The sequence below is a fragment of the Burkholderia sp. EMB26 genome (assembly GCF_024730645.1).
GTDB lineage: Bacteria > Pseudomonadota > Gammaproteobacteria > Burkholderiales > Burkholderiaceae > Burkholderia > Burkholderia cenocepacia.
In genome coordinates, this window is sequence record NZ_CP078070.1 from 1,143,341 (window position 1) to 1,169,260 (window position 25,920).

Sequence of the window (25,920 nt, forward strand, 5' to 3'; positions counted from 1 at the left end):
TCCGGTCGTTCCCGTATTCAGCGAAATACATGCCACGGTACCGGGACCATTGCCGCCATTGCGATTCCTGCTCAAGCGTTGCGAATTGTGGCCAAAAACGCCTGAAAATGTTTCAGGCCTGAAACGAGGGGGCTCGGGAATACTGCTGATTCAATCGATACGCTTCAAGGATGAAAATCGGCGCGTGTGTTGATGACGAAACCCTTCCCTGCGCATGGGCTATGTGCAGATGATTGATCTGCATCGACCTCCTGAGCGATTCGGCCGCATCGCCATCGGCACTGAAACGGCTTTGTCGTATTCGGTGCCTATAACCAAGCAGTCTTGATCAAAAATAACTGGACGCGAGATAAGCGCCATCATGCGAGGCTGTGTCGTTGCCGCGCATCGGCATGGCGAATCGAGCCACCTTGGGCTGACCCGATTCGATCCTTTTGCACGTGACCTTGACGTGTGCGGCAATCGTTAGACGGTTGATGAACGGGGTGAGCATATGGGAGCCGATCAGCGGCACGTGATCTACTATTCGCGCGAACCGAACGACGCGTTGCGCGGCCATTTCGACGAATGCGGCTGGCGCGTCGATCTGGCCGAGACCGTGCGCGATGTGCGGCGCGTCGTGCAGCATGGCGTCGCAACCGCCGGCCTGCTCGATTTCTCGCCGGGCTTCAAGCCGTCGGATCTGCGTGAACTCGAATCCTGCCTGAGCATCCAGCACATCGGCTGGATCGCGGCGACGCGGCGCGGCCAGTTGCAGGACGCGACGCTGCGCCACCTCATTCGCGACTATTGCTTCGACTACGTGACGATGCCGTACGAAACGGCGCGGATCGTCGAGACGGTCGGTCATGCGCACGGCATGGTCGCCCTGACCGATCCCGTTGCGCCGCCCGTCGGCGCCGGACGCAGCGAAGGCGAGATGGTCGGCACCTGCGATGCGATGCTCGGGCTCTTCAGGACGATCCGCCGCGTCGCGGCGACCGACGCACCGGTATTCATCTCCGGCGAATCGGGTACGGGCAAGGAGCTGACGGCGGTCGCGATTCACGAGCGCTCGTCGCGTGCGCAGGCGCCGTTCATTGCGATCAATTGCGGCGCGATACCGTCGACGCTGCTGCAGGCCGAACTGTTCGGCTATGAACGCGGCGCGTTCACCGGTGCGAACCAGCGCAAGATCGGTCGCGTCGAGGCCGCCAACGGCGGCACGCTGTTTCTCGACGAGATTGGCGATCTGCCGCTCGAAAGCCAGGCGAGCCTGTTGCGCTTCCTGCAGGAAGGCAAGATCGAGCGGCTCGGCGCGCACGTGTCGGTGCCGGTCGATGTGCGCGTGATCTGCGCGACGCACGTGGACATGGAAGCGGCGCTGCGCGAAGGGCGCTTCCGCGAGGACCTGTTTCATCGGTTGTGCGTGCTGAAGATCGAGGAGCCGCCGCTGCGCGCGCGCGGCAAGGACATCGAGGTGCTCGCGCGCCACATGCTCGAGCGCTTCAAGGGCGATGCGCATCGCCGTCTGCGCGGCTTTTCCCCGGATGCGGTCGCGTCGCTGTACGGCTATTCGTGGCCGGGCAACGTGCGCGAGCTGATCAACCGCGTGCGCCGCGCGATCGTGATGTCGGAAGGCCGGATGATCACGTCGGCCGATCTCGAACTGAACGACTATGCGGCGCTTGCGCCGGTGTCGCTGCTGGAGGCGCGCGAGGCGGCCGAACGGCAGGCGATCGAGCAGGCGCTGCTGCGCCATCGCGGCCGTTTCGCGGATGCCGCGCGCGAACTCGGCGTATCGCGCGTCACGCTCTACCGGCTGATGTGCGCACACGGGATGCGCGATCGCGGCGACACGCTCGGAGGGTTTTCGGCGCCGTTGCCGGAGCTTCCGCGTCACGCTTGTTAAAATTGGCGGGTACGGCCGCCCTCGCGGCCGAAGGAACCCGCATGAAACAGTATCTCGATCTCGTTCGTACCATTCTCGATACCGGCAGCTGGCAGGAGAACCGGACGGGGATCCGCACCATCAGCATGCCGGGCGCGATGCTGCGCTTCGACCTGCAGCAAGGCTTCCCGGCCGTGACGACCAAGAAGCTCGCGTTCAAGTCCGCGATCGGCGAACTGGTCGGCTTCCTGCGCGCGTCGCGCAGCGCGGCCGATTTCCGCGCGCTTGGCTGCAAGGTGTGGGATGCGAACGCGAACGAGAACGCACAGTGGCTCGCGAACCCGTATCGCCAGGGCGTGGACGATCTCGGCGACGTCTACGGCGTGCAATGGCGCCAGTGGCCGGGCTACAAGGTGCTGGATGCCGGCGCGGACGCGCAGATCGCCGATGCGACCCGCCGCGGCTTCCGGATCGTCACGCGTTTCGACGAAGACGGCGCGCCGAAGGTGCTGCTGTACAAGGCGATCGATCAGTTGCGCCAGTGCCTGGACACGATCATGGAGAACCCGTCTGATCGCCGCATCCTGTTTCACGCATGGAATCCGGCCGTGCTCGACCAGATCGCGCTGCCCGCGTGCCATCTGCTGTACCAGTTCCTGCCGAACGCGACGAAGCGAGAGATCTCGCTGTGCCTGTACATCCGCAGCAACGACGTCGGCCTCGGCACGCCGTTCAACCTGACGGAAGGGGCCGCGCTGCTGTCGCTCGTCGGCCGGCTGACGGGCTACACGCCGCGCTGGTTCACGTATTTCATCGGCGACGCCCACATCTACGAGAACCAGCTCGACATGCTGCAGCAGCAACTCACCCGCGAGCCGTACGAAAGCCCGCGGCTGGAAATTGCCGAGCGCGTGCCCGACTACGCGAAGACGGGCGTCTATGCGCCGGAATGGCTGGAGCAGGTCGAGCCGTCCGATTTCTCGCTCGTCGGCTATCGGCACCATGAGCCGCTGACCGCGCCGATGGCGGTCTGATCGCGCGGCCGGGGCCGCGCGGGTCCATCGATCCGCACCCTGCAAAAAGGCTCGACCGGCTGATACCGGTCGAGCCTTTTTGTTTCAGGTTTGCTGCACTTACTGGCGATGCCGCTCCTCGTGGCCGCCTTGCGGCGGCGGGTTGCTCGGGCGCGGCGCCTCGACGTGCGGCGCCGGCTGCGGCCGCGGTTCCATCCGCGGAGCGGGCATCGCCGGGCGCGGCTCCATGCGGGGCGCCGGTTGCGGGCGCGGCTCCATCCGCGGCGCCTGCGGCTGCGGACGCGGCACGTCGTGCACGGCGGGCGCCGGCGGACGGTACTCGTTCACGCGCGGCGGCGCGACTTCGCGATGGGGCGCCGGTTGAGCGAAGTCCGGGCGCGGCTGCGGCGCGGGGGCGGCCCGTTCCGGTTGCGGCTGCGGCTGCGCATGCCGGGCCGGCGTCGGGAAATCGGGGCGCGGACGCGGCTGCGGAATCTGCGCGGTATGGTCGGGCTGCGGTTGCGGCAGCGCGCGCGGCGCTTCGTTGCGGCCGCCGGGCTGGATGCCCTGCGGGGCCGGCACGCCGTCCGGGTGCGGCACCGCGGCGCTGCGCACGGGCGGCAGCGCGTTCTGGCCGGCCGCGTGCAGCGCGGTGGGCGGAGCAGGGCGCTGACGTTCCATCGGCGTGTGCGGCTGCATCCACGTGGGCGATGACGGCGCGTCGGCTGCCCGCGCCTGACCGATGCCCGACCGAGCGTTGTTCGCTTCCGGCGGATGCGGGACGCCGTTGCCGGTCGCGAATGCCTGATGCGGGATCGGGTTGCCGGATGCCTGCGGCGTGCCGCCATTGGCGAAACGCGATGCGTTCGGGATTTCGCCGTTTGCAGGCCGTGCGATATTCGGCATGCCCGGAGTCGGCGCCTCCGGCCGTCCGGCCTGCACGCCGGCCGGCTGGCCTTCGCGCGGCGCGCGGGCCGGCTGCACGACGGGGCCGTGCGGATTCACGAGCTGCACGTTGTGCATCGCCCAGGCGCCGCCGCCCGGCTTGCCCGGCACGCGGACCGGACGAGCCGTATAGTCGGCCGGCACGTTGGTCTTCACGACCGGTGCGCCGGCGCCCGGTACGCGCCCGCCTTGCTGCGCGAGGTGGGCGGCGGCCTGGTCGCGATATGCGGCCGGCACGGCCGGATTGCGGGTCGCGACGTACGGGTGCTGCGCGATCGCCGCCGGCGGACGGTAGCTGGCATTGCGCAACCCGCCGGTGAAGCTCTGGCGCACGGGCGCGATGCCGGGCGTGCCCGGCGTGACATGCGCGTTGCGCCATTGCTGCGGATCGACGTGCTGCGAGAAGTGCGCGACCGGCTGGCCGTGCACGAACGCGGAGGCCGGTACGGCCGTGATCGCGTGCGGCGCGCGGAAGTTCACGTACGTCTTGTTGATGTTGGTGATATTGGTGATGTTCGTCACGTTCACGGTCTTGTTCACGTTGACGTTGTTCACCACGATGTTGCGGTTGACGCGCTCGTAGTAGTGCGGACTCCAGCCGCCCCAGCCCGGATGCCACGGCTCGCCCGGGCCGAGCGCGAACCATGCGCAGCCGGCCGCGGCGACGCCGCCGACCGTCAGCGCCACATTCCAGTCGGAACCGCCGCCACCGCCGCCGCCCACGAAGGCGACGAGCGCCGGCGCATAGACGGGCGGCTGGCTGACGACCATCGGGCCGGGCACCCAGGCCCAGCTGTCGTCCACGTACGCCCAGCGGCCGTAGTGATACGGCGCGAAGCCCCACGGCGCGTCGTCGACCCAGGTCCAGCCCCACGGCGCCTGCCAGATCCAGTGGCCGTCGTGATACGGCGCCCAGTCGGCCGGCGTGTCGTTCGGCACCCAGACCGCGCCGTAGTTCGGCGTTTCGCGCCACGTGCCGTTCGCATCGAGATCCTGGTAGCCGGGGATGTCGCGGGACACGTAGCGGGCCGACACCGAGCGCGCTTCGGCCGCGTCGCGGCTGGCCGCCCACTGGTCGAGCGCATCGGGGCCCGGTGCGGCCGATTGTTGCGCGACCTGCAGGTCGGTGCCGGTGAACACGACCTGCTGCCCGGGCGACAGCGGGTACTGCCCGTTGCTGCCGTAGGCCGTCGCGCTGCCGCTGCGCACCGTCACCGTCGTGCTCGCGCCGTTCGGCGCCACATCGACGCGATAGTCGCCGGGGCCCGTGATGCCGAGCGCGAGGTTCGGCGTGTCGATTTCATACGATCCGCCGGCCGGCAAATCGCGCACGTGCGTCGACACGGTGCCGAGGCCCACTTTCAACTGCGTCGTCGTGTCGTCGAGATTCAGCACCGCCAGGCTCGTCGACTCGCCGAGCCGCACCGCGGTCGAGCCGATGTGCAGTTCCGAGCGCGCGCCGGCATCGTTCCAGAGCTGGTCGCCGGTCGTCAGCGGCCGGTTCACCGCCGCATACGACCACGCATCGGTGCCGGCCGGTTCGGTCGTCACGGCGCCCGACAGGTAATTGAGCCGCGCGACGCGGCCGGGCGGATCGCCGCCCGGTTGCCGTGCCGCGGCCATATTCGGCGGCGCATCGGCCGATTGCGCGAAGGCGGGCGGCAGCGCCGCAAGCGCGACGAACGCGAGCAGCGTGTAGCGGGCGGTGCGCTTGAGCGTGAACAGGGTGGCCATGGTGAGCGTCATTGTCGTGATCGCGGCGCGTCGATTCGTGCCGTCGAGTTCACAATATCCGCTTGGCCTGTTTCAAGGCACGGTGTTTTGTAAGTCGAATGGCATGCGATGTAACAAAACCTGTCCATCGCGCGCCGTTGTCGTGTGGCTGCAATGCCGGCGTCAAGCGGACGTAAGCCACGCATCGAAAACCTGCCGGCCGGGCGCCGTGACGCGCAGCACGCGCGGCCGGGCAGCGCGCTCGATCCAGCCGTGTGCGCAGAAGCTTTCGAGCAGCGCCGCGCCGAGCGCGCCGCCGAGATGCGAGCGCCGCTCGCTCCAGTCGAGGCAACCGCACGCGAAGCGGCGCCGGCGCGCGCGCTGTTGCGCGACGTCGATGCCCCATCGCCCGAGCGCCTGCGTGCCGAGCTCGGTGGTCTCGATCGCGTCGCCGTTCGCGAGCAGCCAGCCGCGCGCGGTGAGGCCGTCGAAGATGCGCACCGCGAGCTCGCCTGCCATGTGGTCGTAGCAGGTGCGGGCGTAGCGCAGTTCGGCCGGGACCGCGCGCGACGGCGGCGGAACCGGACGGTGCGGCGCGGCCGCGCGGGCGACGTTCGCCAGCGCTTCGAGCGAGGCCGCGATGTCGGCCGACGCGATGCGGTAGTAGCGATGCCGGCCGCGCACGTCGAGCGCCAGCAGGCCGCCCTCGGTCAGGCGGGCGAGGTGCGCGCTGGCCGCGGACGGCGACAGTCCCGCGATCATCGTCAGTTCGCCGGCCGGCCGCGCGCTGCCGTCCATCAGCACCCACAGCATCGCGGCGCGGCCGGGATCGGCGATCAGTGCGCCGATGCGGCTCAGGCCCGGAAAATGGTGGTCGTCTTGATCGGTCATCGTCGTACCTCGTCGAGCGGGATGAAGGCAGTGTAGTCGGTGCGCGCATTCGATGTTTCGCTTCCGGATGAAATGTCGGATGCGGCCGCGACGCCCCTGCGGGGACGGGCTGCGGCCGGTTGCAGGGCACGCGTAGAATGGCCGGACGCGGCGGCAGCGGGCCGCCGCATGTGACGCGATGCAACGATGAAGACGATTTTCTGTGTGTTGACCGCCGCGCTCGTATGCGCGGCGTGTGCGCAGGGCGGCGCGGGCGCGACCGGCGAGCGCGGCGGCAGTATCGAGATGTACGGGACGATCGACCTGGGCATCACGGTGCGCCGCTGACCGGCGGCGCTCCCCGCGCGCGTCGGCATGACCGCCGCAGCCCCGCCACGCGGGGCTTGCCGCGACGCGTTGCCGCAGTGCAACGTATAATGGCCGATCACAGCGCCCCTGTCGCCTGGAGCCAGAACAATGTCCCAACCGTCCCCCGTGCCGGCCGCCCTCGACCGCACCGAAACCGTATTCCGCTTCCTCGCCGAGCCTTCGTCCGTGAACTTCGGCGGCAAGGTGCATGGCGGCGCGCTGATGAAGTGGATCGACGAGGTCGCGTATGCGTGCGCGGCCGTCTGGTCGAGCCGCTATTGCGTGACGGTCAGCGTCGGCAACATCCGTTTCCAGCGTCCGATCCTGGTCGGCAATCTGGTCGAGCTGAAGGCGCGCGTCGTCGCGACGGGGCGTACCAGCATGCACATCCACGTGTCGGTGCACGCCGGCGATCCGAAGGGCGGCGTGCTGCGCCAGACGACCGATTGCCTCGTCGTGTTCGTCGCGGTCGACGAGAACGGCAACCCGGTGCCGGTGCCGCCGTTCGTGCCCGAAACCGACGAGCAGCGCGTGCTCGCGAAATATGCGGCCGACGTGCGGGCCGCGCTCGACAAGATCGTCGAGATGAAGCCGGAAGAAGTCGCGAAGGGCACCGTCTGAGTGCCGTGGGCGCCGCGCTCGTCGCGCCGCGCCCGCCGTCCTGCCGTTACCGCGTCCCGATCATCTGCTCGGGGCGCACCCAGGCATCGAATTCCGCCTCGGTCAGGTAGCCGAGCGCGAGCGCGGCCGCCTTCAGTGTCGTGCCTTCCTTGTGCGCCTTCTTCGCGATCTGCGCGGACTTGTCGTAGCCGATGTGCGGATTGAGCGCCGTCACGAGCATCAGTGATTCGTTCAGCAACAGGTCGATCCGCGAGCGGTTCGGCTCGATGCCCACCGCGCAGTGATCGTTGAAGCTCTGCGCGCCGTCGGCGAGCAGGCGCACCGATTGCAGCACGTTGTGCGCGATCATCGGCCGGAACACGTTCAGCTCGAAGTTGCCGCTCGCGCCGCCGACGTTGACCGCGACATCGTTGCCGAACACCTGGCAGCACAGCATCGTCACCGCTTCCGACTGCGTCGGGTTCACCTTGCCCGGCATGATCGAGCTGCCCGGCTCGTTTTCCGGAATCGACAGCTCGCCGAGCCCGCAGCGCGGCCCGCTCGCGAGCCAGCGCACGTCGTTCGCGATCTTCATCAGGCTGGCCGCGACCGTCTTCAGCGCGCCGTGCGCGAAGACCAGCGCATCGGCGGCCGCCATCACCTCGAACTTGCTCGGCGCCGTCACGAACGGCAGCTTCGTGAGCCGGCCGATCTCGTCGGCCACGCGCACCGCGAATTCCGGGTGCGCGTTCAGCCCCGTGCCGACCGCGGTGCCGCCGAGCGCGAGCTCGTACAGATGCGGCAGCGCCGATTCGACGTGACGGATGCCCTGGTCGAGCTGCGCGACATAGCCGGAGAATTCCTGGCCGAGCGTGAGCGGCGTGGCGTCCTGCAGGTGCGTGCGGCCGATCTTCACGATGTCGGCGAACGCCTTCGACTTCGCGTCGAGCGTCGCGCGCAGCGTGCGCAGCGCCGGCAGCAGGTGATTGACGATCGCATACGCGGCCGCCACGTGCATCGCGGTCGGGAACACGTCGTTCGACGACTGGCCGCGGTTCACGTCGTCGTTCGGATGCACCTTGCGCGCTTCGCCGCGCTCGCCGCCCATCAGTTCGCTCGCACGGTTCGCGATCACCTCGTTGAGGTTCATGTTGGTCTGCGTGCCGGAGCCCGTCTGCCACACTGCGAGCGGGAATTCGCGCGGATGCTTGCCGGCGATGATCTCGTCGGCGGCTGCGATGATCGCGTGCGCCTTGTCGTCGGCGAGTACGCCGAGCGACTGGTTGACGGCTGCCGCGGCGCGCTTGACGATCGCGAGCGCGTGGATCAGCTCGGGCGACTGCTTCTCCGTCGAGATCCGGAAATTCTGCAGCGAGCGCTCGGTCTGCGCGCCCCAGAGCCGATCGGCCGGCACGGCGATCTCGCCGAACGTGTCGCGCTCCATCCGAACTGCTTCATTCATGATGCACTCCTCCTGGAAAGGGGAAAGGCCGCGCGTCGTCGCGCGGCGTCAGGCGTAATCAGACGTATCGTGAGGCAGTCGCGCCGCTGGCGCGGCGTCTCGAGGTGTTCAACCGACAAGCATAGCGCCGGCCGCGATTTTGCGTCGTGTCGCGCCTGGGGCAGGCGCAAGCCCGCGACGAGCGGGAACCGGCCCTAGCGCGCCGTCGCGATGAGCGAGAGGGTCTTGCGGTGAAAGCGCCAGGCCATCAGCGCGGCGACGCTCGCGAGCCCGGCCGCGAGCCCCCACCACAGGCCGCGCGCCCCCAGGCCCGCGTGGAACGCGAACCAGTAGCCGGTCGGGAAGCCGATGCCCCAGTAGCCGAAGGTCGCGGCGAGCATCGGGATGCGCGTGTCCTTCAGGCCGCGCAGCGCACCCGACGCGACGGTCTGCATCCCGTCGACGATCTGGAACACCGCGGCGATGCCGAGCAGTGACGCGGCGAGCGACACCGTGGCCGCGTTGGCCGGGTCGTCGAGGTGCAGGTACAGGCCGACGATCGTGTGCGGCGCGACGATCATCACGAGGCCCGACAGCGACATGAAGCCGACGCCGAGCGCGAGCGCGACGAAACCCGCGTGCCGCGCGGCGACGGGCGAGCCCGCGCCGACCCAGTAGCCGACGCGCACGTTGGCCGCCTGGCCGATCGCGAGCGGCACCATGAACGATACCGACGCGACGTTCAGCGCGATCTGGTGCGCGGCGAGCGACGTCGCGCCCAGCACGCCGACCGTGAGGCCGGTGGCGAGGAACAGCGTCGATTCGACCCCGTACGTGATCGCGACCGGCCAGCCGATGCCGATCAGCTCTCCCATCACGGGCAGCTTCGGGCGCGCCGCGGTCACGAAATGGCGGAAGCGCTGCCGGCCGTGCAGCAGCCAGATCAGCGCGAGCGCGGTGAGCCAGATCGTGATCGTCGTCGCGACGGCCGAACCGAGAAAACCGAGGCGCGGCAACCCGAATGCGCCGTGGATCAGCCCGTAGTTCAGCACGCCGTTGACGCCGACGCCGCCGATCGACACCCACAAGAGCCGCCGCGCGGCGCCGATCGCCGGCAGGAACGCGCGCATCAGCCCGACGCCGATCAGGCTGCCGAGCGCCGCGTAGCGCAGGATGCCCGTGTATTCGCCGACGTGATGCGCGAGCAGCGGCGGCTCGTGGAACATCAGCAGGATCGGCTCGGCGAGCGACAGCGCGACGATCGCCGGAATCGCGAGCAGCACGGACAGCGCGAAGCCCGTCCAGTAGATGTGCGGCACGCGGTCCTCGGCCTGCGCGCCGCGCGCATGCGCGACGCTCACGCTGACCGACGACAGCACCCCTTGCAGGATCGTCACGATCACGAAGAAGAAGTTCGCGCCGAGCCCGCCCGCCGCGAGCGAATCGGGGCCGAGCGAGCCGAGCAGCACCGTGTCGGTGACGCTCATCGCCATCTGGGAAAGTTGCGCGATCGCGAGCGGCGCGGCGAGGCGCGCGGTATCGGCGGCATGACTGGACAGGGACGGCGGCGCGGCGGCCGTCCGCGTGAAACCGGAATGCGACATGGAATGGGCGCTCGCGCGGGTGCGGGCCCGCGCTATATGTATTTATTTTGAGAGACGGTTAGCTTACGGCTTTATTCGTACCGTGTCGAACGCGTGCATCGATGGCCATGTCGCAGGCAGGGGGAACGCGGCGGGGGCTAGGCCTCGCGCACCGCGATGCGCGTGTCGCCGAGCAGCACGACCTGGCCCGCGCGGATCTTGCAGGTCTTGCGCAGCTCGACCGCGCCGTCGACTTTCACGGCGCCGGACGCGACGATCAGCTTCGCGGTGCCGCCGCTGTCCGCGAGGCCGGTGATCTTGAGAAGGTTGTGCAGCTCGACGTATTCGCCGGTCAGCGTGAAGTCCAGATTGGGCATGACGAGGAAGGTGCGCGACGCGCGGGAGGAAACGCCCCGCATCATACGGCACCGCGGGCCGGCACGCGAGCGCGGCCGGCTGCCGGCGGATGTAAAGGACTGTGAGCGATTCGTCAGCAAATGAAACGGTGGGTAACAGTCTGAGAGATTGGCGAACCGGCCGCGCGGGCCGCCGGTCTTCTGTCGTACCTGCTGCGTGTTGCGGCGGGGACGCGACGGACCGCAACGGCGGCCCGGGCGGACAACTTCTTGAGGAGAATTGCCATGTCCAAGATTCGTACGATGCTGATCGGTGCCGCGCTGACGGCGTTCGCCACTTCGGCCGCATTCGCCCAGACGGGCACGACGGCGCAAGGCGCAGCCGGTGCCGGCGTGCAGGCGCAGACGCCGGCGGCCGGTGTCGGTGCAGGCGCGCAGGGCGGGGCCGGCGCGAACGCGTCGGGCAATGCGACGGGTGCTGCGACCGATGCGGTCGGCGCGGCAGCCGATGGCGCGAAGGATACGACGTCGTCGGCCGTCCATTCGACCAAGAAGCACACGAAGCATGCGGCGAAGTCGGCCAAGAGCCATGCCGGTTCGGCCAAGGCGAAGGCCGACGAGGCGACCGAGGGCGGCGCATCGGTCGGCGCGCAGGGCGGGGCATCGGCCCAGGGCGCCACGCAGTAAGCGATGCCCGGCGCTTGTCGCGACGCTCGCCTTCGGGCGGTGCGTCGCGACCGGCGATCGTCCGGCGGCCCGGTTCGCTTGACGCGAGCCGGGCCTTTTTCATGAGGTAAAAGGTTCAGCGGGACGGGCGAGCCGTCACGGCCGGCGCGGGCCTTGCCCTTGTCCCTGCCCCTGGGCCGGCCGCACGGCGGCCGGTGTGAACACGCTGCGCAGCCACGCGGCGAGCCGCGCGAAGACGTCGTACGGTTCCTCGACGAAGATCTCCGGCTTCAGCAGCCGCAGGTATTCCATGATCTGCTGGGCTTCCTGCTTCTGGAACGAGCCGTGCGCGAGCCCGAGCCGCAGCAGCCCGCGCAGTTCGCCGAGCTTGTCGCGCGCGGTGCTGCCGACGCTCATCTCGCACGCGAGCTTGGCTTCGTAGATCCGTTGCCGCAGCGATTCCGCGAGCCGCCACGCCGGCGTCTGCATCGATTCCTCGAGCGTCTGGATGTCCTGCGCCGCGCCCTTGATCTGCGACGCGAGCGGATCGATCAGCGACGCGTCGCCCTGCGCTTCGGCGACGATCGCCTTCGCCCAGTCGCGGCAGGCCTTCGCGAGTTCGTCGGGCGTCCACTCGGAGCGCGACGCGAAGCCGAAGCCGAATTCGCCGGCCTGCCGCATCAGGATCGCGACGACGTCCGGGAATTCCTTGTCGAGCGTGCGCTTCGCCCATGCGTACTGGCCGCCCTGCAGCATCCGCTGCACGGCGTGCTCGGTCAGCGGCACCATGTTGTCGAGCAGCTTGGCGCGCAGGAAATCCTCGAACGACGGCGTCGCGAATTGCGGGTCGAGTTTCAGCGACACGCGAACGAACGCATCGTAGTCCTTGCGCAGGGACTCGAGCGTGTCGTCCTTGAGGGAAAGGGTGATCTGGCCCATGAATCGTCTCGATGGCGGCCCGCGCAGGCCGGCGCCGGCACGGCGCACCGGGGCGGGCGCAGCGTCGACTGACCGGTGCGCGCCGAGGCCGGTGGCGGGTCTTCATCTCCTATATCGGCGCACCGGGCGGAAACTTGAGCGGGCGCGATCGAGCGAGCGCTCAGGCGGGCAGCCAGTGCGGGAGGACGACCCCTTGCCACAGGAAGAACACCACGAGTCCGGCGGCGATCGTCACGAGCGGGCGGCGGGTCGTGGCCGATACCAGCACGGCGGCGAGCGCGCCGACGAGTTGCGGATTGCGCCAGGTCAGCTCGGCCGTGCCGCCGTGCGGCGAAACGGTCATCGGCACGATGATCGCGGTCAGCACGGTGACCGGCACGAAGCCGAGCGCGGTTCGCACGAGCGGCGGGAACGTCAGCCGCTCGCCGAACAGGAACAACGTCGAGCGGATCGCATACGTGATGACGGCCATGCCGAGGATCAACAGCGCGTAGCTCACGATGCGGCCTCCGAGCGCGAGCCGGCGCGCGTGCGATCGTGCAGCAGCGTGAGCAGGACGCCGATCGCGACGCCGACGGCGACCGCGCCGAGCAGCCCGAGCTTGTACGGCCAGCCCTGCCAGAAGTACGCGAGCGTGCCGGCCGTGGCGGCCGCCGCGAAATAGCGCAGCGTGCCGAGCTGCGGGACGACGATCGCGATGAAGGTCGCCGCCATCGCGAAATCGAGGCCGAGCGACTGCAGGCCCGGGAATGCCGCGCCGAAGCCGATGCCCGCGAGCGTCCAGACCTGCCAGTTCAGGTACATCGCGAGCCCGGAGCCGAAAAAGTAGTGGGGGCCGATCGTGCCGGGCGGGTAGTGCCGGTAGTGCCCGTACGCGACCGCGAACACCTCGTCGGTCATCAACGCGCCGAGCGTCGCGCGCCAGCGCAGCGGCAGGTGCGCGACATAGGGCGCGAGGGTCGCGCTGTACAGCAGGTGGCGCAGGTTCACGATCAGTGTCGTGGCGAGCACGACGACGAAACTCGCGCTACCGGCGATCAGGCCGAGCGCGATGAACTGCGCGGAGCCCGCGAACACGGCGAGCGACATCAGCGCGCCGTGCCAGGCGGCGAGCGGGCCGCCGCCGACGAGCGTGCCGAAAATCACGCCGAACGGTGCGGCGCCGATCATCATCGGAATCGTGTCGCGCGCGCCGTCGAGCCATTCGTTGAGCGGGCGGCGCGGGGGCGATGCGGGTGTCTTGTTCAAGAAGCGCTCCTCCATGAGCGGGAGGATAGCGGGCCGGTGGCGGGCCGGCTTGTATGTTCTTGCGCCCGCCGGAACGGGGCCGGCGCCCGCGTGCCGGCCGGCGCGGGCGGCCGTGCGGCCGACGACGGCGGGAAGCCGCGCGTCAGCTTGCCTGCCAGCGCCCGGGCGGCACGCCGAACATCCGTTTGAAATGCCGCGTGAAGTGGCTCTGGTCGACGAAGCCGCTGGCCGCCGCGACATCGGCGACCGGCACGCCCGCGCGCAGCGGCGCCAGCGCACGCTGCAGCCGCAACTGGTTGCGCCACGCATGCGGCGGCATGCCGGTCGTACGCGTGAACAGGCGCGCCGCGTGAAACGGCGACAGGCCGGCCGCCTGCGCGACCTCGTCGAGCGTCACCGTGGACATCAGGTCGGCGGCGAGCCGCTCGCGCATCGCGTCGACGCGTGGCTCGTCGGCCGCGAGCGGCGCGGGTCGCGGCCGTACGTCGGCGTGGCGCACGATCAGCGTCGACAGCGCGTCGAGCATCGCGGTTTCGGCGGCGAGCGGATCGTAGAGGCGCGGCGCGTCGGTGGCCGGATCGCCGGCCGGCTGTCCGGCCGCATCGGCCTGCGACGACAGCGCGCGCTCGCTGCCGGCTTCCAGCATCCGGTGCGCGAGCGTGAGCCGGGCCGCGAGATCGGCGTCGCGGATCACGTCGGGGGCAAACCATGGCGCATCCTGCGGACGGCCCGCGATCGCGCTGGCGAGTTCGCGGATGAATTCGACCGGCATGTAGCTGACGCGATAGCACCAGCCCTCGTCGGCGGCACGCGAGCCCGTATGCACTTCGCCGGGATTGATCACGGGCACGGTGCCCGTTTCGGCGACGTAGCCGGTGCCGCGATAGGTGAAGCGTTCCGCGCCTTCGAGAATCACGGGGATCGTGTACGCGTCGTGCCAGTGGGGCGCGAACGCGTGATCGCGATAGGTGGCCGTGAGCAGATCCGCGTCCGGCACGAGCGGCGTGCGCCAGTAGCGTGCGGAATCGGGGAGGCGGGCGGCGGACATGATCGGGCGCGGGAGCGGGCTTACTTGACCGGAATCGTCGTGCCGGCGGGCATCGGCACCGCGGTCACGGCGTTCTTCGGGCTGCCGCTGACGATACGGTCGCTGTAGGTCAGGTAGACGATCGTGTTGCGCTTCTTGTCGATCACGCGCACGACGTGCAGCGTCTTGAAGATGAACGACATGCGTTCGCTGAACACGTCGGTCTGCTGCTTGAGCGGTTCCTTGAAGCTGATCGGGCCGACCTGCCGGCACGCGATCGACGCTTCGCTCGGATCCTCGGCGACGCCGAGCGTGCCCTTGATCCCGCCGGTGCGGGCGCGCGACACGTAGCAGGTCACGCCATTCACGACCGGATCGTCATAGGCCTCGACGACCACGCGATCGGAGCCCGTGACGCGGAAATGGGTGTTGACGCTGCCGACTTCCTCCGCGTGCGCGAACGGTGCGGCGGCGACGGCGGAGAACAGGAGGGCGACGGGGGCGAAACGGAAGAGGCGATGCTTCATCGACGGAACCGGATGCGAATGCGGGACAGAAACTCTAGCATGCGCATGACCGGACCACGAAAAGCGGGAAGAGGGAACGGCGGCCGGAAAAACAAAAGGCCCGTCGAATGACGGGCCTTTCGCTGTTTGGCTCCCCGACCTGGGCTCGAACCAGGGACCTACGGATTAACAGTCCGGCGCTCTACCGACTGAGCTATCGGGGAATAAATCGGTACATCTGCGTGTTGTGTGTTCCAACAAAAAACCCGTCCACTTTCAACGGGCCTTTGCGTTTTTGGCTCCCCGACCTGGGCTCGAACCAGGGACCTACGGATTAACAGTCCGGCGCTCTACCGACTGAGCTATCGGGGAACAAACAAGCAACAGCAGAGAAACGAGATTGTATGGAGTGTTCGCTAACCTGTCAACACCTTGGAGCCGCGCCGCATGAAATTTTTTGCGGCCGCCGCGCGATCAGCGCTCGAGCAGGTGCAGCTTCTCCTGCACGTCCTTCCACTCGTCCGCGTCGGCCGGCGCCGGCTTGGTCTTCGTGATCGACGGCCAATTCTTCGCCAGCTCGGCATTCAGCTCGGTGAACTGCTGCTGGTCGGTCGGAACGTCTTCTTCGGCATAGATCGCATTGGTCGGGCATTCGGCGACGCACACGGCGCAGTCGATGCACTCGTCCGGATCGATGGCGAGAAAGTTGGGACCTTCACGGAAGCAATCCACCGGGCACACATCCACGCAATCCGTGTATTTGCACTTGATGCAGCCTTCGGTCACAACGTGAGTCATTAAAACGCTCCTGCTTGGCGGTATATATGGGGTGGCGTTTGCGCCAAAAGCGGCATTGTAACTGAAGCGCAAAACCCGCATGACGTGGTCGGCTATCCGGCTTATATCGTTTCGTGATTAGTTTATGGCATGCGCAACGCGGATACCCGCGCACCCGGCGGCGGCGCGACGCGGCCCGGCGGCGAGGGCGGTTTCACGATGGTCCGGCCCGCATTCGGGTAACATGACCGACAGACCGGGCGGCGCGCGGTGCGCCGGGGCCCGGTCATGATATTGGCGGTGCCGTCATCATGATCATCACTTCGCTGCTGGACACGGATCTCTACAAGTTCACGATGATGCAGGTCGTCCTGCATCACTTTCCCGCTGCAAACGTCGAATACCGCTTCCGGTGCCGTACGCCCGGCGTCGATCTCGTGCCGTACATCGACGAGATTCGCGACGAGGTGCGCGGCCTGTGCTCGCTGCGCTTTTCCGACGTCGAACTCGATTACCTGCGGCGGATGCGCTTCATCAAGAGCGACTTCGTCGATTTCCTCGCGCTGTTCCACCTGAACGAGAAGTACATCTCGGTCACGCCGTCGCCGAAGGGCAACGGCGAGATCGACATCGTGATCGAGGGGCCGTGGCTGCATACGATCCTGTTCGAGATCCCGGTGCTCGCGATCGTCAACGAAGTCTATTTCCGCAACACGCAGCGCGAGCCCGACTATCGCGAAGGCCGCGAACGGCTGCGCGAGAAGATCAAGCTGCTCGGCGCGAAGCCTGAGTTCGCCGACTGCAAGATCGCCGATTACGGCACGCGCCGGCGCTTCTCGAAGGTCTGGCACGAGGAAGTCGCGCTCACGCTGCGCGACGGGCTCGGCCCGCAGTTCGCGGGCACGAGCAACGTGCTGTACGCGATGAAGCACGACATCACGCCGCTCGGCACGATGGCGCACGAGTATCTGCAGGCGTGCCAGGCGCTCGGCCCGCGGCTGCGCGATTCGCAGATCTACGGCTTCGAGATGTGGGCGAAGGAATATCGCGGCGACCTCGGGATCGCGCTGTCGGACGTCTACGGCATGGACGCGTTCCTGAACGACTTCGACATGTACTTCTGCAAGCTGTTCGACGGCGCGCGCCACGATTCGGGCGATCCGTTCGAGTGGGGCGAGCGGATGCTGCGCCATTACGAAGCGAACCGGTGCGACCCGCGCACCAAGGTGCTGGTGTTCTCGGACGCGCTCGACATTCCGAAGGTCATGCAGCTGTACGAACGGTTCCGCGGCCGCTGCAAGCTCGCGTTCGGCGTCGGCACCAACCTCACCAACGATCTCGGCTACGTGCCGCTGCAGATCGTGATCAAGATGGTTCGCTGCAACGGGCAGCCGGTCGCGAAGCTGTCCGATTCGCCGGGCAAGAGCATGTGCGACGACAAGGCGTATCTCGCGTACCTGCGGCAGGTGTTCGGCATCGCGCAGCCGGTCGAGGAAGACGCGTCGAAGTAGGCGCCGGCCGTTCGGCCGAAGGTGCGTCGCGGCAGGGGCGGTCGGTATAATCCGACGTATTGCCCGCCACCGTCACGAGGACCGTTCATGGACACTTCCGCTGCCCGTCGCCAGATCCTCGCGCGCATTCGCGCGGCGCAGGGGCGCGCGGCCGAACCCGATGCAGCGGAGCGCGACGGCGTCGCCGACTATCTCGCCCGTCATCCGGAGGGGCCGCGCCCGCCGGCGCCGGCCGACCTCGTCGCCGCTTTCGTCGACGAAGCGGCGCGCCTGTCGACCACGGTCGACGAAGTCGCGACGCTGGCCGACGTGCCTGCCGCCGCCGCCCGCTATCTTGCCGCTCACGGCCTGCCGACGCAGGCCATCGCTTGGCGCACGCTCGCCGATCTCGACTGGGCCGGCGCCGGCCTGTCGGTCGAGTGCCGCAAGCCGCGCGACGGCGATCTGGTCGGTCTGACCGGCTGCTTTTGCGCGACCGCCGAAACGGGGTCGCTGGTATTGCTGTCCGGCCCCGACACTTACGCATCGGCCGGCCTGCTGCCGGAAACCCACATCGCGATCGTGCCGGCATCGCGCATCGTCGCCGGTCATGAAGACGCGTTCGCGCTGATTCGCGCGGAGCGCGGCGAGCTGCCGCGCGCGGTCAATTTCGTGTCCGGCCCGTCGCGCACGGGCGACATCGAACAAACGATCATCCTGGGCGCACACGGCCCGTACCGCGTGCACGCGATCGTCGTACGGGGCGCATGACGCGCCCGCTGCATTCACCCCTACTCGAACAAGGAAGTTCTGCATGAAACGACATGCCGCCTGGGCGGGCATGGCGTCGGGAATCGCGCTTGGCGCCGCTCCCGCGCTTGCATCGGCCGCCACGCTCGACGGTGCCACGCTGTCCGCGCTCTGGGGCATCCCGTTCGCCGGGATCCTGCTGTCCATCGCGCTGTTCCCGCTCGTCGCCCCCGTGTTCTGGCATCACCACTTCGGCAAGATCGCCGCCGGCTGGGCGATCGTGTTCCTCGCGCCGTTCGCGGTCGCGTTCGGCATCGGCACCGCGTTCGGCACGCTCGTGCATGCGCTGCTCGAGGAATACATTCCGTTCATCGTGCTGCTCACCGCGCTCTATACGGTCGCGGGCGGCATCTGCGTGAACGGCAACCTGCATGGGTCGCCGAAACTGAATACCGCGATCCTCGCGCTCGGTACGCTGCTCGCGAGCGTGATGGGCACGACGGGCGCCGCGATGCTGCTGATCCGGCCGCTCCTGCGCGCCAACGACAACCGCAAGCATGTCGTGCACGTCGTGATCTTCTTCATCTTCCTCGTCGCGAACGCGGGCGGCTCGCTGTCGCCGCTCGGCGATCCGCCGCTGTTCCTCGGCTTCCTGAACGGCGTGAGCTTCTTCTGGACGACCACGCATCTCGCGCTGCCGATGCTGTTCATCTGCGTGGTGCTGCTGACGCTGTTCTTCGCGCTCGATACGTACTTCTACCGGAAGGGCGGCGAGGAGCGGCCGGCCGCGCTCGATCCGACGCCCGACGGTGCGGCGCTGTCGATCGACGGCAAGGTCAACTTCGTGCTGCTGGCGGCCGTGATCGCGCTCGTGCTGATGAGCGGCGTGTGGAAGCCGGGCATCTCGTTCGACGTGTGGGGCACGCACGTCGCGCTGCAGAATCTCGTGCGCGACGTCGCGCTCGTGGTCGTGACGCTCGTGTCGCTCGCGCTGACGCCGCGTTCCGCGCGCGAGGGCAACGCGTTCAACTGGGCGCCGATCGAGGAAGTCGCGAAGCTGTTCGCGGGCATCTTCGTGACGATCGCGCCGGTGATCGTGATCCTGCGCGCCGGCGCGGATGGCGCGTTCGCGCAGATCGTCCATCTCGTCACGGGGCCCGACGGCAAGCCGATCGACGCGATGTACTTCTGGGCGACCGGCATCCTGTCGTCGTTCCTCGACAACGCGCCGACCTATCTCGTGTTCTTCAACCTCGCGGGCGGCGATGCGCAGACGCTGATGACGACCGGCGCGTCGACACTCGCCGCGATTTCCGCGGGCGCGGTGTTCATGGGCGCGAACAGCTACATCGGCAACGCGCCGAACTTCATGGTGAAGGCGATCGCCGAATCGCGCGGCGTGAAGATGCCGAGCTTCTTCGCGTACCTCGGCTGGGCGCTCGTCGTGCTGATACCGGTATTCCTGCTGACGTCGTGGCTTTTCTTCACGGCGTAAGCTGACGACTTTCAACCCCGAGCGGGCGGTCCCGGCGGCGCATGGTGCGCCGCCATCCGTCCGCGGCATGCGGAGATGGCGATGCAGAAGATCCTGGTCGCGCGTCCGATCTTTCCGGACGTGATCGAACGGCTCAAGCAGTATTTCGAAGTCGACTGGAACGACGGCGACGCGCTCGCGCCCGACGCGCTCGCCGCGCGTCTGGCCGACAAGGACGGCGCGCTGACGGCCGGCGACCCGGTCGGCGCGGCCACGCTCGCGGCGGCGCCGCGTCTGCGCGTCGTGGCGAACATGGCGGTCGGCTACAACAACTTCGACATGGCCGCATTCAACGCGGCGAACGTGCTCGGCACCAATACGCCCGACGTGCTGAACGAATCGACCGCCGATTTCGGCTGGGCGCTGATGATGGCCGCGGCGCGCCGGATCGCCGAATCCGAACACTGGCTGCGCGCCGGCCACTGGCAGAAGTGGGCGTACGACGGCTTTCTCGGCGCCGACATCCATGGCTCGACGCTCGGCGTGATCGGGATGGGTCGCATCGGCCAGGCGCTCGCGCGCCGCGCGCGCGGCTTCGGGATGCAGGTGATCTACCACAACCGGTCGCGGGTCGCGCCCGAGATCGAAGCCGAGCTGAATGCCGAATACGTGTCGAAGGATGCGCTGCTCGCGCGCGCCGATCATGTCGTGCTCGTGCTGCCGTACACGAAAGAGAACCATCACACGATCGGCGCGGCCGAGCTCGCGAAGATGAAGCCGACGGCGACGCTGACCAACATCGCGCGCGGCGGGATCGTCGACGATGCGGCGCTGGCCGTTGCACTGCGCGACGGGACGATCGCCGCGGCCGGCCTCGACGTGTACGAGGGCGAGCCGAGCGTGCATCCGGCGCTGCTCGAGGTGCCGAACGTCGTGCTGACGCCGCATATCGCAAGCGCCACCGAAAAGACCCGCCGCGCGATGGCGGATCTCGCCGCCGACAACCTGATCGCCGCGCTGGGCGAGGGGCCGCGGGCGGGGCGGCCGCCGAATCCGATCAACCCTGACGTGATCGGGAAGCCGCGCGCATGACGATGACGTTGTTGCTTGCGGCGGTCGTCGTGCTCGCTGTCGCGCTCGCGGTGGCGATCGTCGCGCTCGTGCGCGGCGGCCGCCACGACGATGCGGCCGTGCTCGGCGACCAGATCGAGGACGCCGCGCATGCGCAGGCACGCGCGGTCGAGCGGCTCGAGCGCGAACTGCGCGGCGAGATCGTCGAAAATGCGCGCGGCTCGCGTACCGAGCTGGCCGGCAGCTTCGCGCAGTTGCAGCAGACGCTCGCCGCGCAACTGACGAGCGTGGCGACCGTGCAGAACAACCAGATCGAGGGGTTCGCGCAGCAGCTCGGCAAGCTCGTCGCCGGCAACGCGCAGCAGTTCGACGCGATGCGCGAGAGCGTGCAGCGCCAGGCCCAGCAGGCGCGCGAGGAGCAGACGGGCGCGCTGCGGCTGTTCGGCGACACGTTGCACCGGCAGCTCACGCAACTGACCGAGGCGAACGATCGCCGGATCGGTGAAGTGCGTGCGACGCTCGAACAGCGGCTGAAGGAAATCGAGACGAACAACGCGGCGAAGCTCGAGGAGATGCGCCGCACCGTCGACGAGAAACTGCACGCGACGCTCGAGCAGCGGCTCGGCGAATCGTTCAAGCTCGTGTCGGACCGGCTCGAGCAGGTGCATCGCGGGCTCGGCGAGATGCAGACCCTCGCGGCCGGCGTCGGCGACCTGAAGAAGGTGCTGACCAACGTGAAGACGCGCGGCACCTGGGGCGAGGTGCAGCTCGAAGCGCTGCTCGAACAGATGCTCACACCCGAGCAGTACGCGAAGAACGTCGCGACGGTGCCGAAGAGTACCGAGCGCGTCGAATTCGCGATCCGGCTGCCGGGCCGCGATGCCGGCACGCGCGACGCGCCGCCGGTGTGGCTGCCGATCGACGCGAAATTTCCGCGCGAAGACTACGAGCGGTTGATCGACGCGCAGGAGCGCGCCGATGCGGTGGCGGTCGAGGAGGCGGCGCGTGCGCTCGAGGCGCGGGTGCGGATGGAAGCGCGCACGATCGCCGAGAAGTACGTCGCGCCGCCGCACACGACCGATTTCGCGCTGCTGTTCCTGCCGACCGAGGGGCTCTATGCGGAGATCCTGCGTCGGCCGGGGCTGACCGACCTGCTGCAACGCGACTATCGCGTGACGGTCGCCGGGCCGACCACGCTCACCGCGCTGCTGAACAGCCTGCAGATGGGGTTCCGCACGCTCGCGATCGAGCAGCGCTCGAGCGAGGTGTGGCAGGTGCTCGGCGCGGTCAAGACCGAGTTCGGCAAGTTCGGCGACGTGCTCGCGCGCACGAAGTCGCAGCTCGAAACGGTCACGCGTTCGATCGAGGCGGCCGAGCAGCGCACGCGCGTGATGAACCGCAAGCTCAAGCAGGTCGAGGCGTTGCCGGGCGATACGGCGGCCGGGCTGCTCGGCGCGGAAGGGGCCGAAGGCGCCGATGCGGACGATGCATGACACGCGTTGCCGGCAGCCGCCGGACAGAAAAAACGGGCGCCGCGTGAACTGCACCCCAAAAGTTGGACTAGATCCAACCTTTGGGGTGTTTTTCATGACGAAGTACGACGAACGTTTTCGGCGTCGAGTGGTTCAGGCGTACCTGGCTGGAGAGGCCGGCACCAAGACACTTGCTCACCGTTACGGAGTGGGCAGGACGATGGTGCGACGTTGGGTGGCGAGCTATCGCGAGCATGGTGAACAGGGGCTGCGCAAGAAGCACAGCCACTACGACGCGCGATTCAAGTTGTCAGTCCTTCAGCGGATGCGGCGCGATGAGCTGTCGTATGCGCAGGTGGCAGCGCTATTCGGCATCCGCAATGAACGAAGCATCCCGATCTGGGAGCGTCTGTATCATGAGGGCGGTATAGATGCGTTGGCGCCTCGTCGCCGAGGGCGCCCCCCGAAAATGACCACCTCACCACCACCGAAATCCCTCGACGATACCGTGCAGAAAGAGCCGAGCCGCGAGGAACTGCTCAAGGAAATCGTGTATTTGCGCGCGGAGGTGGCATACCTAAAAAAGCTCGATGCGCTGCTGCAATCCAAGAAGCAGGCAGCGCCCAGGAAAAAGCGCAAATAGTGCGTGAGCTCAGGCAGTGTCATCCGGTAGCTGCGCTCCTGAAGGCGGCAGGCCTGGCGCGCAGCACGTTCTATTACCAGCTCAAGGCATTGGCTGCCGGCGATCGGTATGCGAATCTCAAAGCGAAGATCCAGACCGTATACGACCACCACAAGGGCCGTTACGGCTATCGGCGAATCACGGCGGCGATCCGGCAGACCGGAGATGCGATCAACCACAAGACCGTGCAACGGTTGATGGGACAGCTGCAATTGAAATCTCTGGTGCGCCCAAAGAGATATCGTTCCTGGCGAGGCGAAGTCGGCCGCGTTGCCCCGAATCTACTGCGGCGTCAGTTTGATGCTGAACGCCCGAATCAGAAGTGGGTGACCGACGTGACCGAATTCAATGTAGAGGGCCAAAAGCTCTATCTATCGCCGGTGATGGACTTGTACAACGGGGAGATCGTCGCTTACCAAATGGATGAGCGCCCGAGCTTCGAGTTGGTCAGCTGCATGTTGAAGAAGGCGTTGGCCAAGCTCGATGATGAAGGACGGCCGTTACTGCATTCGGATCAAGGCTGGCAGTATCAGATGCCCGCCTACCGTCGGCTGTTGAAGCAGCATGCGCTCACCCAGAGCATGTCGCGCAGAGGCAACTGCCTTGATAACGCAGCCATGGAGAGCTTCTTCGGCACGCTGAAATCCGAGTGCTATCGGCTGACGCGCTTTGCGAGCGTGGAGCAGTTGCGAGATGCGTTGAGCCGTTACATCCACTACTACAACCACGAACGCATCAAGCTGAAATTAAATGGGCTGAGTCCCGTGCAATACAGGACTCAGCCCTTGGCCGCTTAGCTTTTAACCGTCCAACTTCGTGGGGTCAGTTCACGCGGCGCCCGTTTTCTTTTGCAGCGATCGCCGGCGTGGCCGGCCCGCGCTCAATGCGCGGCGAGCGTGTCCAGCGCGCCACCCGTCACGCGTACGATGCGCCACTCCGGCAGCACGGTCGCGCCCATCTTCTCGTAGAAATCGATTGCCGGCTGGTTCCAGTCGAGGACCGACCACTCGAAGCGCGCGCAACGGCGCTCGACGGCGAGTGCCGCGAGATGACGCAGCATCGCGGTGCCGAGGCCCGTACCGCGCTGCGACGGCTGCACGTACAGATCCTCGAGATAGAGTCCGCGGCGGCCGACGAACGTCGAATAGTTGTGGAAGAACAGCGCGTACGCGACGATCGCGCCGTCACGCTCGGCCACCAGCGCTTCGGCCGCGGGGTGCTCGCCGAACAGCGCGTCGGCGAGATCGGCTTCGGTCGCGACGAACAGATCCGTGAGCTTCTCGAACTCGGCCAGCTCGCGCATCAGCGCGAGGATCGCGCCGACGTCGCGCGGGGCGGCCGCGCGGATCAGCGGCGTGCCGCTCACGCTTCCTCCGGCGGATCGGACAGCACGATTTCGATGCCGCCGAAGCGCGACGCGACCCAGTTGTACGCGTGGCACGCAATCCACAGCAGCACGAAACCGAGGATCGCGTTCAGCAGCAGCGCGCTCAGGATCGTGCTCAGTTCGACCATCCCGTAGCGGATGTACGCGACGAGAATGCCGAGCAGCACGATCGGCACGCTGAACGTCAGGTAGACGAGAATCAGCGCCTTCGCGGTCTGTCCCGCGGCGATCGACGAGATTTGTTTCTTCATGTGCGGATTGCCCCCGTAGAGATATACCGATAGTGGAATTCAGATCAGGCCGTCGAGCGGCAGGATGTCGACTGGGGCGCCCGCGTCGACTGCCGCGGTATCGTGGCCCAGGACGATGAAACAGTTGGCGTCTGCGAGGCCGCTCAGCGACGCGGAGCTTTGCGATCCGGCCGGTGCGACGTGCCATTGGCCGTCGGCGGCGCGCGTCGCGATGCCGCGCAGGTATTCGGTGCGACCGGGGCGCGTCTTCAACGGCTGCGTACTGCGCGCCGTGTACATCGCCGGTGGCGGCGTCTGCGCGCCGGCCAGCGTCAGCAGCGCGGGGCGCACGATGGCGTAGAACGTCACGGCGGACGCGACCGGATTGCCGGGCAGCCCGAAGAACAGCGCGTGGCCGGCGCCGTCGGCCGCGCGTGCGAGCGTGCCGCACGCGAGCGGCCGGCCGGGCCGCAGCGCAAGGCTCGCGAACGTCACGTCGCCGAGCCGCGCCATCACGTCGCGCGTGAAGTCGGCTTCGCCGACCGACACGCCGCCCGACGTGACGACCGCATCGGCCTGCGCGGCGAGGGCGTCGCGCAATGCGGCTTCGAGCGCGGCCGGGTCGTCGCGGACGATGCCGAGATCGATCGCATCCACGTGCAGGCGTTCGAGCATCGCGATCAGCATCCCGCGATTGCTGTCGTACAGCGCGCCGCGGCCGAGCGGTTCGCCGGGCTCGCGCAGCTCGTCGCCGGTCGAGAACACGGCGACGCGCACGCGCCGGCGCACCATGACGTCGGTGACGCCGAACGACGCGAGCAGACCGAGATCAGACGGCCGCAGGACGCGGCCCGCGGCGAGCGCACAGGCGCCGCGCGCGAGATCCTCGCCGGCCTTGCGGCAGTTCGCGCCGCGCGCGACGTCGCGCGTGGCGAAGCGGATCGTGTCGCCCTCGACGCGCACGCGTTCCTGCGGGATCACGGTGTCGCATCCGGCCGGCATCGGCGCGCCGGTCATGATCCGCACGCATGCACCGGCTGCCACGGCGCCGTCGAACGGATGGCCGGCGAATGCGGTGCCGGCGACCGGCATCGCGACCTCGCCCTGCGGCGACGCGAGTGCCGCGCTGCCGCCGTCGAACGCATAGCCGTCCATGGCCGAATTGTCGTACGCGGGAATGTCGAACGGCGCGCTCACGTCGACCGCGAGCACGCGGTCGAGCGCATCGCGCAGCGTCACCGTGTCGCACGCGTCGACGGGCACCGCGAAGCGGCACGCGAGCGCCTGCGCGTCGGCGAGCGACAGCGGGACGTCGGGGTCGGGTGCGGTTCGGGAGGCGGGCGAGGATTGCGTGATCATCAGTCGGACTGCGCCGCAAGGCGTATCGGGTTCGTGGCCGGTGGCGCGAGGAGGGTGCCTGGGCGCGGGTTTCGCGTGTGGC

At 68.1% G+C, this 25,920-nt stretch carries 25 protein-coding genes and 2 tRNA genes; 11 read left to right on the top strand and 16 right to left on the bottom strand.

Features of this window, described 5'->3' with window-relative positions; genetic code table 11:
* Positions 1-493: 493 nt before the first annotated feature.
* Together KU887_RS05430 and KU887_RS05435 are read left to right on the top strand one after the other, a co-directional pair.
* A complete protein-coding gene (locus KU887_RS05430; protein WP_006486860.1) occupies positions 494-1,891 on the top strand; it encodes a sigma-54 dependent transcriptional regulator in 1,398 nt (465 codons plus the stop codon).
* Positions 1,892-1,932: 41 nt separating this feature from the next.
* Positions 1,933-2,904, top strand: coding sequence for a thymidylate synthase (locus tag KU887_RS05435; protein WP_006486933.1), 972 nt, complete (start codon positions 1,933-1,935; stop codon positions 2,902-2,904).
* A gap of 99 nt (positions 2,905-3,003) precedes the next feature.
* Here the strand turns inward: KU887_RS05435 and KU887_RS05440 are convergent, their stop codons facing one another.
* Both KU887_RS05440 and KU887_RS05445 read right to left on the bottom strand, forming a co-directional pair.
* Complete coding sequence (locus KU887_RS05440; RefSeq protein ID WP_258254997.1) at positions 3,004-5,574, bottom strand: DUF6600 domain-containing protein; 2,571 nt, start codon at positions 5,572-5,574, stop codon at positions 3,004-3,006.
* Positions 5,575-5,724: 150 nt separating this feature from the next.
* Complete coding sequence (locus KU887_RS05445; RefSeq protein ID WP_048985197.1) at positions 5,725-6,432, bottom strand: helix-turn-helix transcriptional regulator; 708 nt, start codon at positions 6,430-6,432, stop codon at positions 5,725-5,727.
* A gap of 186 nt (positions 6,433-6,618) precedes the next feature.
* Between KU887_RS05445 and KU887_RS05450 the strand changes: the two genes are divergently transcribed.
* Both KU887_RS05450 and KU887_RS05455 read left to right on the top strand, forming a co-directional pair.
* Positions 6,619-6,759, top strand: a complete 141-nt coding sequence (locus KU887_RS05450) for a hypothetical protein (RefSeq protein WP_258254998.1) — start codon at positions 6,619-6,621, stop codon at positions 6,757-6,759.
* 129 nt (positions 6,760-6,888) lie between these two features.
* Complete coding sequence (locus KU887_RS05455; RefSeq protein WP_006493265.1) at positions 6,889-7,401, top strand: acyl-CoA thioesterase; 513 nt, start codon at positions 6,889-6,891, stop codon at positions 7,399-7,401.
* A gap of 46 nt (positions 7,402-7,447) precedes the next feature.
* Here KU887_RS05455 and fumC read toward each other — a convergent pair whose 3' ends face one another.
* The 3 genes from fumC to KU887_RS05470 form a co-directional block, all read right to left on the bottom strand.
* Positions 7,448-8,842, bottom strand: coding sequence for a class II fumarate hydratase (gene fumC / locus KU887_RS05460; RefSeq protein ID WP_006486188.1), 1,395 nt, complete (start codon positions 8,840-8,842; stop codon positions 7,448-7,450).
* A 194-nt stretch (positions 8,843-9,036) separates the two neighbouring features.
* Entirely contained in the window at positions 9,037-10,425 is a 1,389-nt protein-coding gene (norM, locus tag KU887_RS05465; protein WP_006496523.1) for a multidrug efflux MATE transporter NorM, read from the bottom strand.
* A gap of 137 nt (positions 10,426-10,562) precedes the next feature.
* Entirely contained in the window at positions 10,563-10,781 is a 219-nt protein-coding gene (locus tag KU887_RS05470) for an RNA-binding S4 domain-containing protein (protein ID WP_006486208.1), read from the bottom strand.
* A 264-nt stretch (positions 10,782-11,045) separates the two neighbouring features.
* Between KU887_RS05470 and KU887_RS05475 the strand changes: the two genes are divergently transcribed.
* Positions 11,046-11,447: a hypothetical protein gene (locus KU887_RS05475; RefSeq protein WP_006486212.1), complete on the top strand. Its 402-nt coding sequence runs from the start codon at positions 11,046-11,048 to the stop codon at positions 11,445-11,447.
* 135 nt (positions 11,448-11,582) lie between these two features.
* Here the strand turns inward: KU887_RS05475 and KU887_RS05480 are convergent, their stop codons facing one another.
* The 8 genes from KU887_RS05480 to fdxA all read right to left on the bottom strand — a co-directional run bounded on the left by KU887_RS05480 (position 11,583) and on the right by fdxA (position 15,944).
* Positions 11,583-12,365, bottom strand: coding sequence for a DUF4088 family protein (locus tag KU887_RS05480; RefSeq protein ID WP_006493266.1), 783 nt, complete (start codon positions 12,363-12,365; stop codon positions 11,583-11,585).
* A gap of 160 nt (positions 12,366-12,525) precedes the next feature.
* Positions 12,526-12,864 carry an AzlD domain-containing protein gene (locus tag KU887_RS05485; protein WP_006486204.1) on the bottom strand — a complete coding sequence of 113 codons (339 nt, stop codon included), beginning with the start codon at positions 12,862-12,864 and terminating at the stop codon, positions 12,526-12,528.
* Entirely contained in the window at positions 12,861-13,628 is a 768-nt protein-coding gene (locus KU887_RS05490) for an AzlC family ABC transporter permease (RefSeq protein ID WP_006496522.1), read from the bottom strand. Before KU887_RS05490 ends, KU887_RS05485 begins: the two co-directional genes overlap by 4 nt.
* Positions 13,629-13,755: 127 nt before the next feature.
* On the bottom strand, positions 13,756-14,661 hold the full coding sequence (locus KU887_RS05495; RefSeq protein WP_258254999.1) for an AraC family transcriptional regulator: 906 nt from the start codon (positions 14,659-14,661) through the stop codon (positions 13,756-13,758).
* 20 nt (positions 14,662-14,681) lie between these two features.
* Positions 14,682-15,167 carry a CreA family protein gene (locus KU887_RS05500; protein WP_006486196.1) on the bottom strand — a complete coding sequence of 162 codons (486 nt, stop codon included), beginning with the start codon at positions 15,165-15,167 and terminating at the stop codon, positions 14,682-14,684.
* A gap of 127 nt (positions 15,168-15,294) precedes the next feature.
* Positions 15,295-15,370 (bottom strand) — tRNA-Asn (locus tag KU887_RS05505).
* Between the two features lie 72 nt (positions 15,371-15,442).
* A tRNA-Asn gene (locus KU887_RS05510) sits at positions 15,443-15,518 on the bottom strand.
* Positions 15,519-15,620: 102 nt separating this feature from the next.
* Positions 15,621-15,944, bottom strand: a complete 324-nt coding sequence (gene fdxA, locus KU887_RS05515) for a ferredoxin FdxA (protein WP_006496521.1) — start codon at positions 15,942-15,944, stop codon at positions 15,621-15,623.
* Between the two features lie 290 nt (positions 15,945-16,234).
* On the opposite strand from fdxA, the gene pncB reads away from it, so the two are divergent.
* The 6 genes from pncB to KU887_RS05545 all read left to right on the top strand — a co-directional run bounded on the left by pncB (position 16,235) and on the right by KU887_RS05545 (position 23,659).
* Positions 16,235-17,434, top strand: coding sequence for a nicotinate phosphoribosyltransferase (gene pncB / locus KU887_RS05520; RefSeq protein ID WP_006486197.1), 1,200 nt, complete (start codon positions 16,235-16,237; stop codon positions 17,432-17,434).
* 87 nt (positions 17,435-17,521) lie between these two features.
* A complete protein-coding gene (locus KU887_RS05525; protein ID WP_006486205.1) occupies positions 17,522-18,184 on the top strand; it encodes a lactate utilization protein C in 663 nt (220 codons plus the stop codon).
* Positions 18,185-18,227: 43 nt separating this feature from the next.
* Entirely contained in the window at positions 18,228-19,658 is a 1,431-nt protein-coding gene (locus KU887_RS05530; protein WP_006486191.1) for a sodium:proton antiporter, read from the top strand.
* Positions 19,659-19,739: 81 nt separating this feature from the next.
* Positions 19,740-20,729 (top strand): D-glycerate dehydrogenase, encoded by a 990-nt coding sequence (locus KU887_RS05535; protein ID WP_006486189.1) that lies wholly within the window; start codon positions 19,740-19,742, stop codon positions 20,727-20,729.
* Positions 20,726-22,201: a DNA recombination protein RmuC gene (rmuC, locus tag KU887_RS05540; RefSeq protein WP_006486198.1), complete on the top strand. Its 1,476-nt coding sequence runs from the start codon at positions 20,726-20,728 to the stop codon at positions 22,199-22,201. The genes KU887_RS05535 and rmuC overlap by 4 nt, the downstream gene beginning before the upstream one ends.
* Before the next feature lie 94 nt (positions 22,202-22,295).
* A protein-coding gene (locus KU887_RS05545; RefSeq protein WP_258250486.1) for an IS3-like element ISBcen10 family transposase occupies positions 22,296-23,659 on the top strand; the annotation gives its coding sequence in 2 pieces (ribosomal slippage) (positions 22,296-22,758 and positions 22,758-23,659; 1,365 coding nt in all).
* Positions 23,660-23,742: 83 nt separating this feature from the next.
* On the opposite strand, the gene KU887_RS05550 is transcribed toward KU887_RS05545, so the two are convergent.
* From KU887_RS05550 to glp, 3 genes are read right to left on the bottom strand one after another with little or no spacing between them, the layout of a single operon-like run.
* Positions 23,743-24,228, bottom strand: coding sequence for a GNAT family N-acetyltransferase (locus KU887_RS05550; RefSeq protein ID WP_048987069.1), 486 nt, complete (start codon positions 24,226-24,228; stop codon positions 23,743-23,745).
* On the bottom strand, positions 24,225-24,500 hold the full coding sequence (locus KU887_RS05555) for a hypothetical protein (protein WP_006476519.1): 276 nt from the start codon (positions 24,498-24,500) through the stop codon (positions 24,225-24,227). The genes KU887_RS05550 and KU887_RS05555 overlap by 4 nt, the downstream gene beginning before the upstream one ends.
* Positions 24,501-24,539: 39 nt before the next feature.
* Positions 24,540-25,838, bottom strand: a complete 1,299-nt coding sequence (gene glp, locus KU887_RS05560) for a gephyrin-like molybdotransferase Glp (protein WP_006496518.1) — start codon at positions 25,836-25,838, stop codon at positions 24,540-24,542.
* Between the last annotated feature and the right edge of the window lie 82 nt (positions 25,839-25,920).

Excerpts from the sequence above, each read along its gene's own strand:
- KU887_RS05455 (WP_006493265.1), top strand. The coding sequence starts at position 6,889 with ATGTCCCAACCGTCCCCCGTGCCGGCCGCCCTCGACCGCACCGAAACC.
- KU887_RS05535 (WP_006486189.1), top strand. The coding sequence starts at position 19,740 with ATGCAGAAGATCCTGGTCGCGCGTCCGATCTTTCCGGACGTGATCGAA.
- fumC (WP_006486188.1), bottom strand. The coding sequence starts at position 8,842 with ATGAATGAAGCAGTTCGGATGGAGCGCGACACGTTCGGCGAGATCGCC.
- rmuC (WP_006486198.1), top strand. The coding sequence starts at position 20,726 with ATGACGATGACGTTGTTGCTTGCGGCGGTCGTCGTGCTCGCTGTCGCG.
- KU887_RS05495 (WP_258254999.1), bottom strand. The coding sequence starts at position 14,661 with ATGTCCGCCGCCCGCCTCCCCGATTCCGCACGCTACTGGCGCACGCCG.
- KU887_RS05445 (WP_048985197.1), bottom strand. The coding sequence starts at position 6,432 with ATGACCGATCAAGACGACCACCATTTTCCGGGCCTGAGCCGCATCGGC.
- glp (WP_006496518.1), bottom strand. The coding sequence starts at position 25,838 with ATGATCACGCAATCCTCGCCCGCCTCCCGAACCGCACCCGACCCCGAC.
- KU887_RS05480 (WP_006493266.1), bottom strand. The coding sequence starts at position 12,365 with ATGGGCCAGATCACCCTTTCCCTCAAGGACGACACGCTCGAGTCCCTG.
- KU887_RS05450 (WP_258254998.1), top strand. The coding sequence starts at position 6,619 with ATGAAGACGATTTTCTGTGTGTTGACCGCCGCGCTCGTATGCGCGGCG.
- fdxA (WP_006496521.1), bottom strand. The coding sequence starts at position 15,944 with ATGACTCACGTTGTGACCGAAGGCTGCATCAAGTGCAAATACACGGAT.
- KU887_RS05525 (WP_006486205.1), top strand. The coding sequence starts at position 17,522 with ATGGACACTTCCGCTGCCCGTCGCCAGATCCTCGCGCGCATTCGCGCG.
- KU887_RS05440 (WP_258254997.1), bottom strand. The coding sequence starts at position 5,574 with ATGACGCTCACCATGGCCACCCTGTTCACGCTCAAGCGCACCGCCCGC.
- KU887_RS05490 (WP_006496522.1), bottom strand. The coding sequence starts at position 13,628 with ATGGAGGAGCGCTTCTTGAACAAGACACCCGCATCGCCCCCGCGCCGC.
- KU887_RS05475 (WP_006486212.1), top strand. The coding sequence starts at position 11,046 with ATGTCCAAGATTCGTACGATGCTGATCGGTGCCGCGCTGACGGCGTTC.
- KU887_RS05500 (WP_006486196.1), bottom strand. The coding sequence starts at position 15,167 with ATGAAGCATCGCCTCTTCCGTTTCGCCCCCGTCGCCCTCCTGTTCTCC.
- KU887_RS05470 (WP_006486208.1), bottom strand. The coding sequence starts at position 10,781 with ATGCCCAATCTGGACTTCACGCTGACCGGCGAATACGTCGAGCTGCAC.
- pncB (WP_006486197.1), top strand. The coding sequence starts at position 16,235 with ATGATCATCACTTCGCTGCTGGACACGGATCTCTACAAGTTCACGATG.
- KU887_RS05530 (WP_006486191.1), top strand. The coding sequence starts at position 18,228 with ATGAAACGACATGCCGCCTGGGCGGGCATGGCGTCGGGAATCGCGCTT.
- norM (WP_006496523.1), bottom strand. The coding sequence starts at position 10,425 with ATGTCGCATTCCGGTTTCACGCGGACGGCCGCCGCGCCGCCGTCCCTG.
- KU887_RS05430 (WP_006486860.1), top strand. The coding sequence starts at position 494 with ATGGGAGCCGATCAGCGGCACGTGATCTACTATTCGCGCGAACCGAAC.
- KU887_RS05435 (WP_006486933.1), top strand. The coding sequence starts at position 1,933 with ATGAAACAGTATCTCGATCTCGTTCGTACCATTCTCGATACCGGCAGC.
- KU887_RS05555 (WP_006476519.1), bottom strand. The coding sequence starts at position 24,500 with ATGAAGAAACAAATCTCGTCGATCGCCGCGGGACAGACCGCGAAGGCG.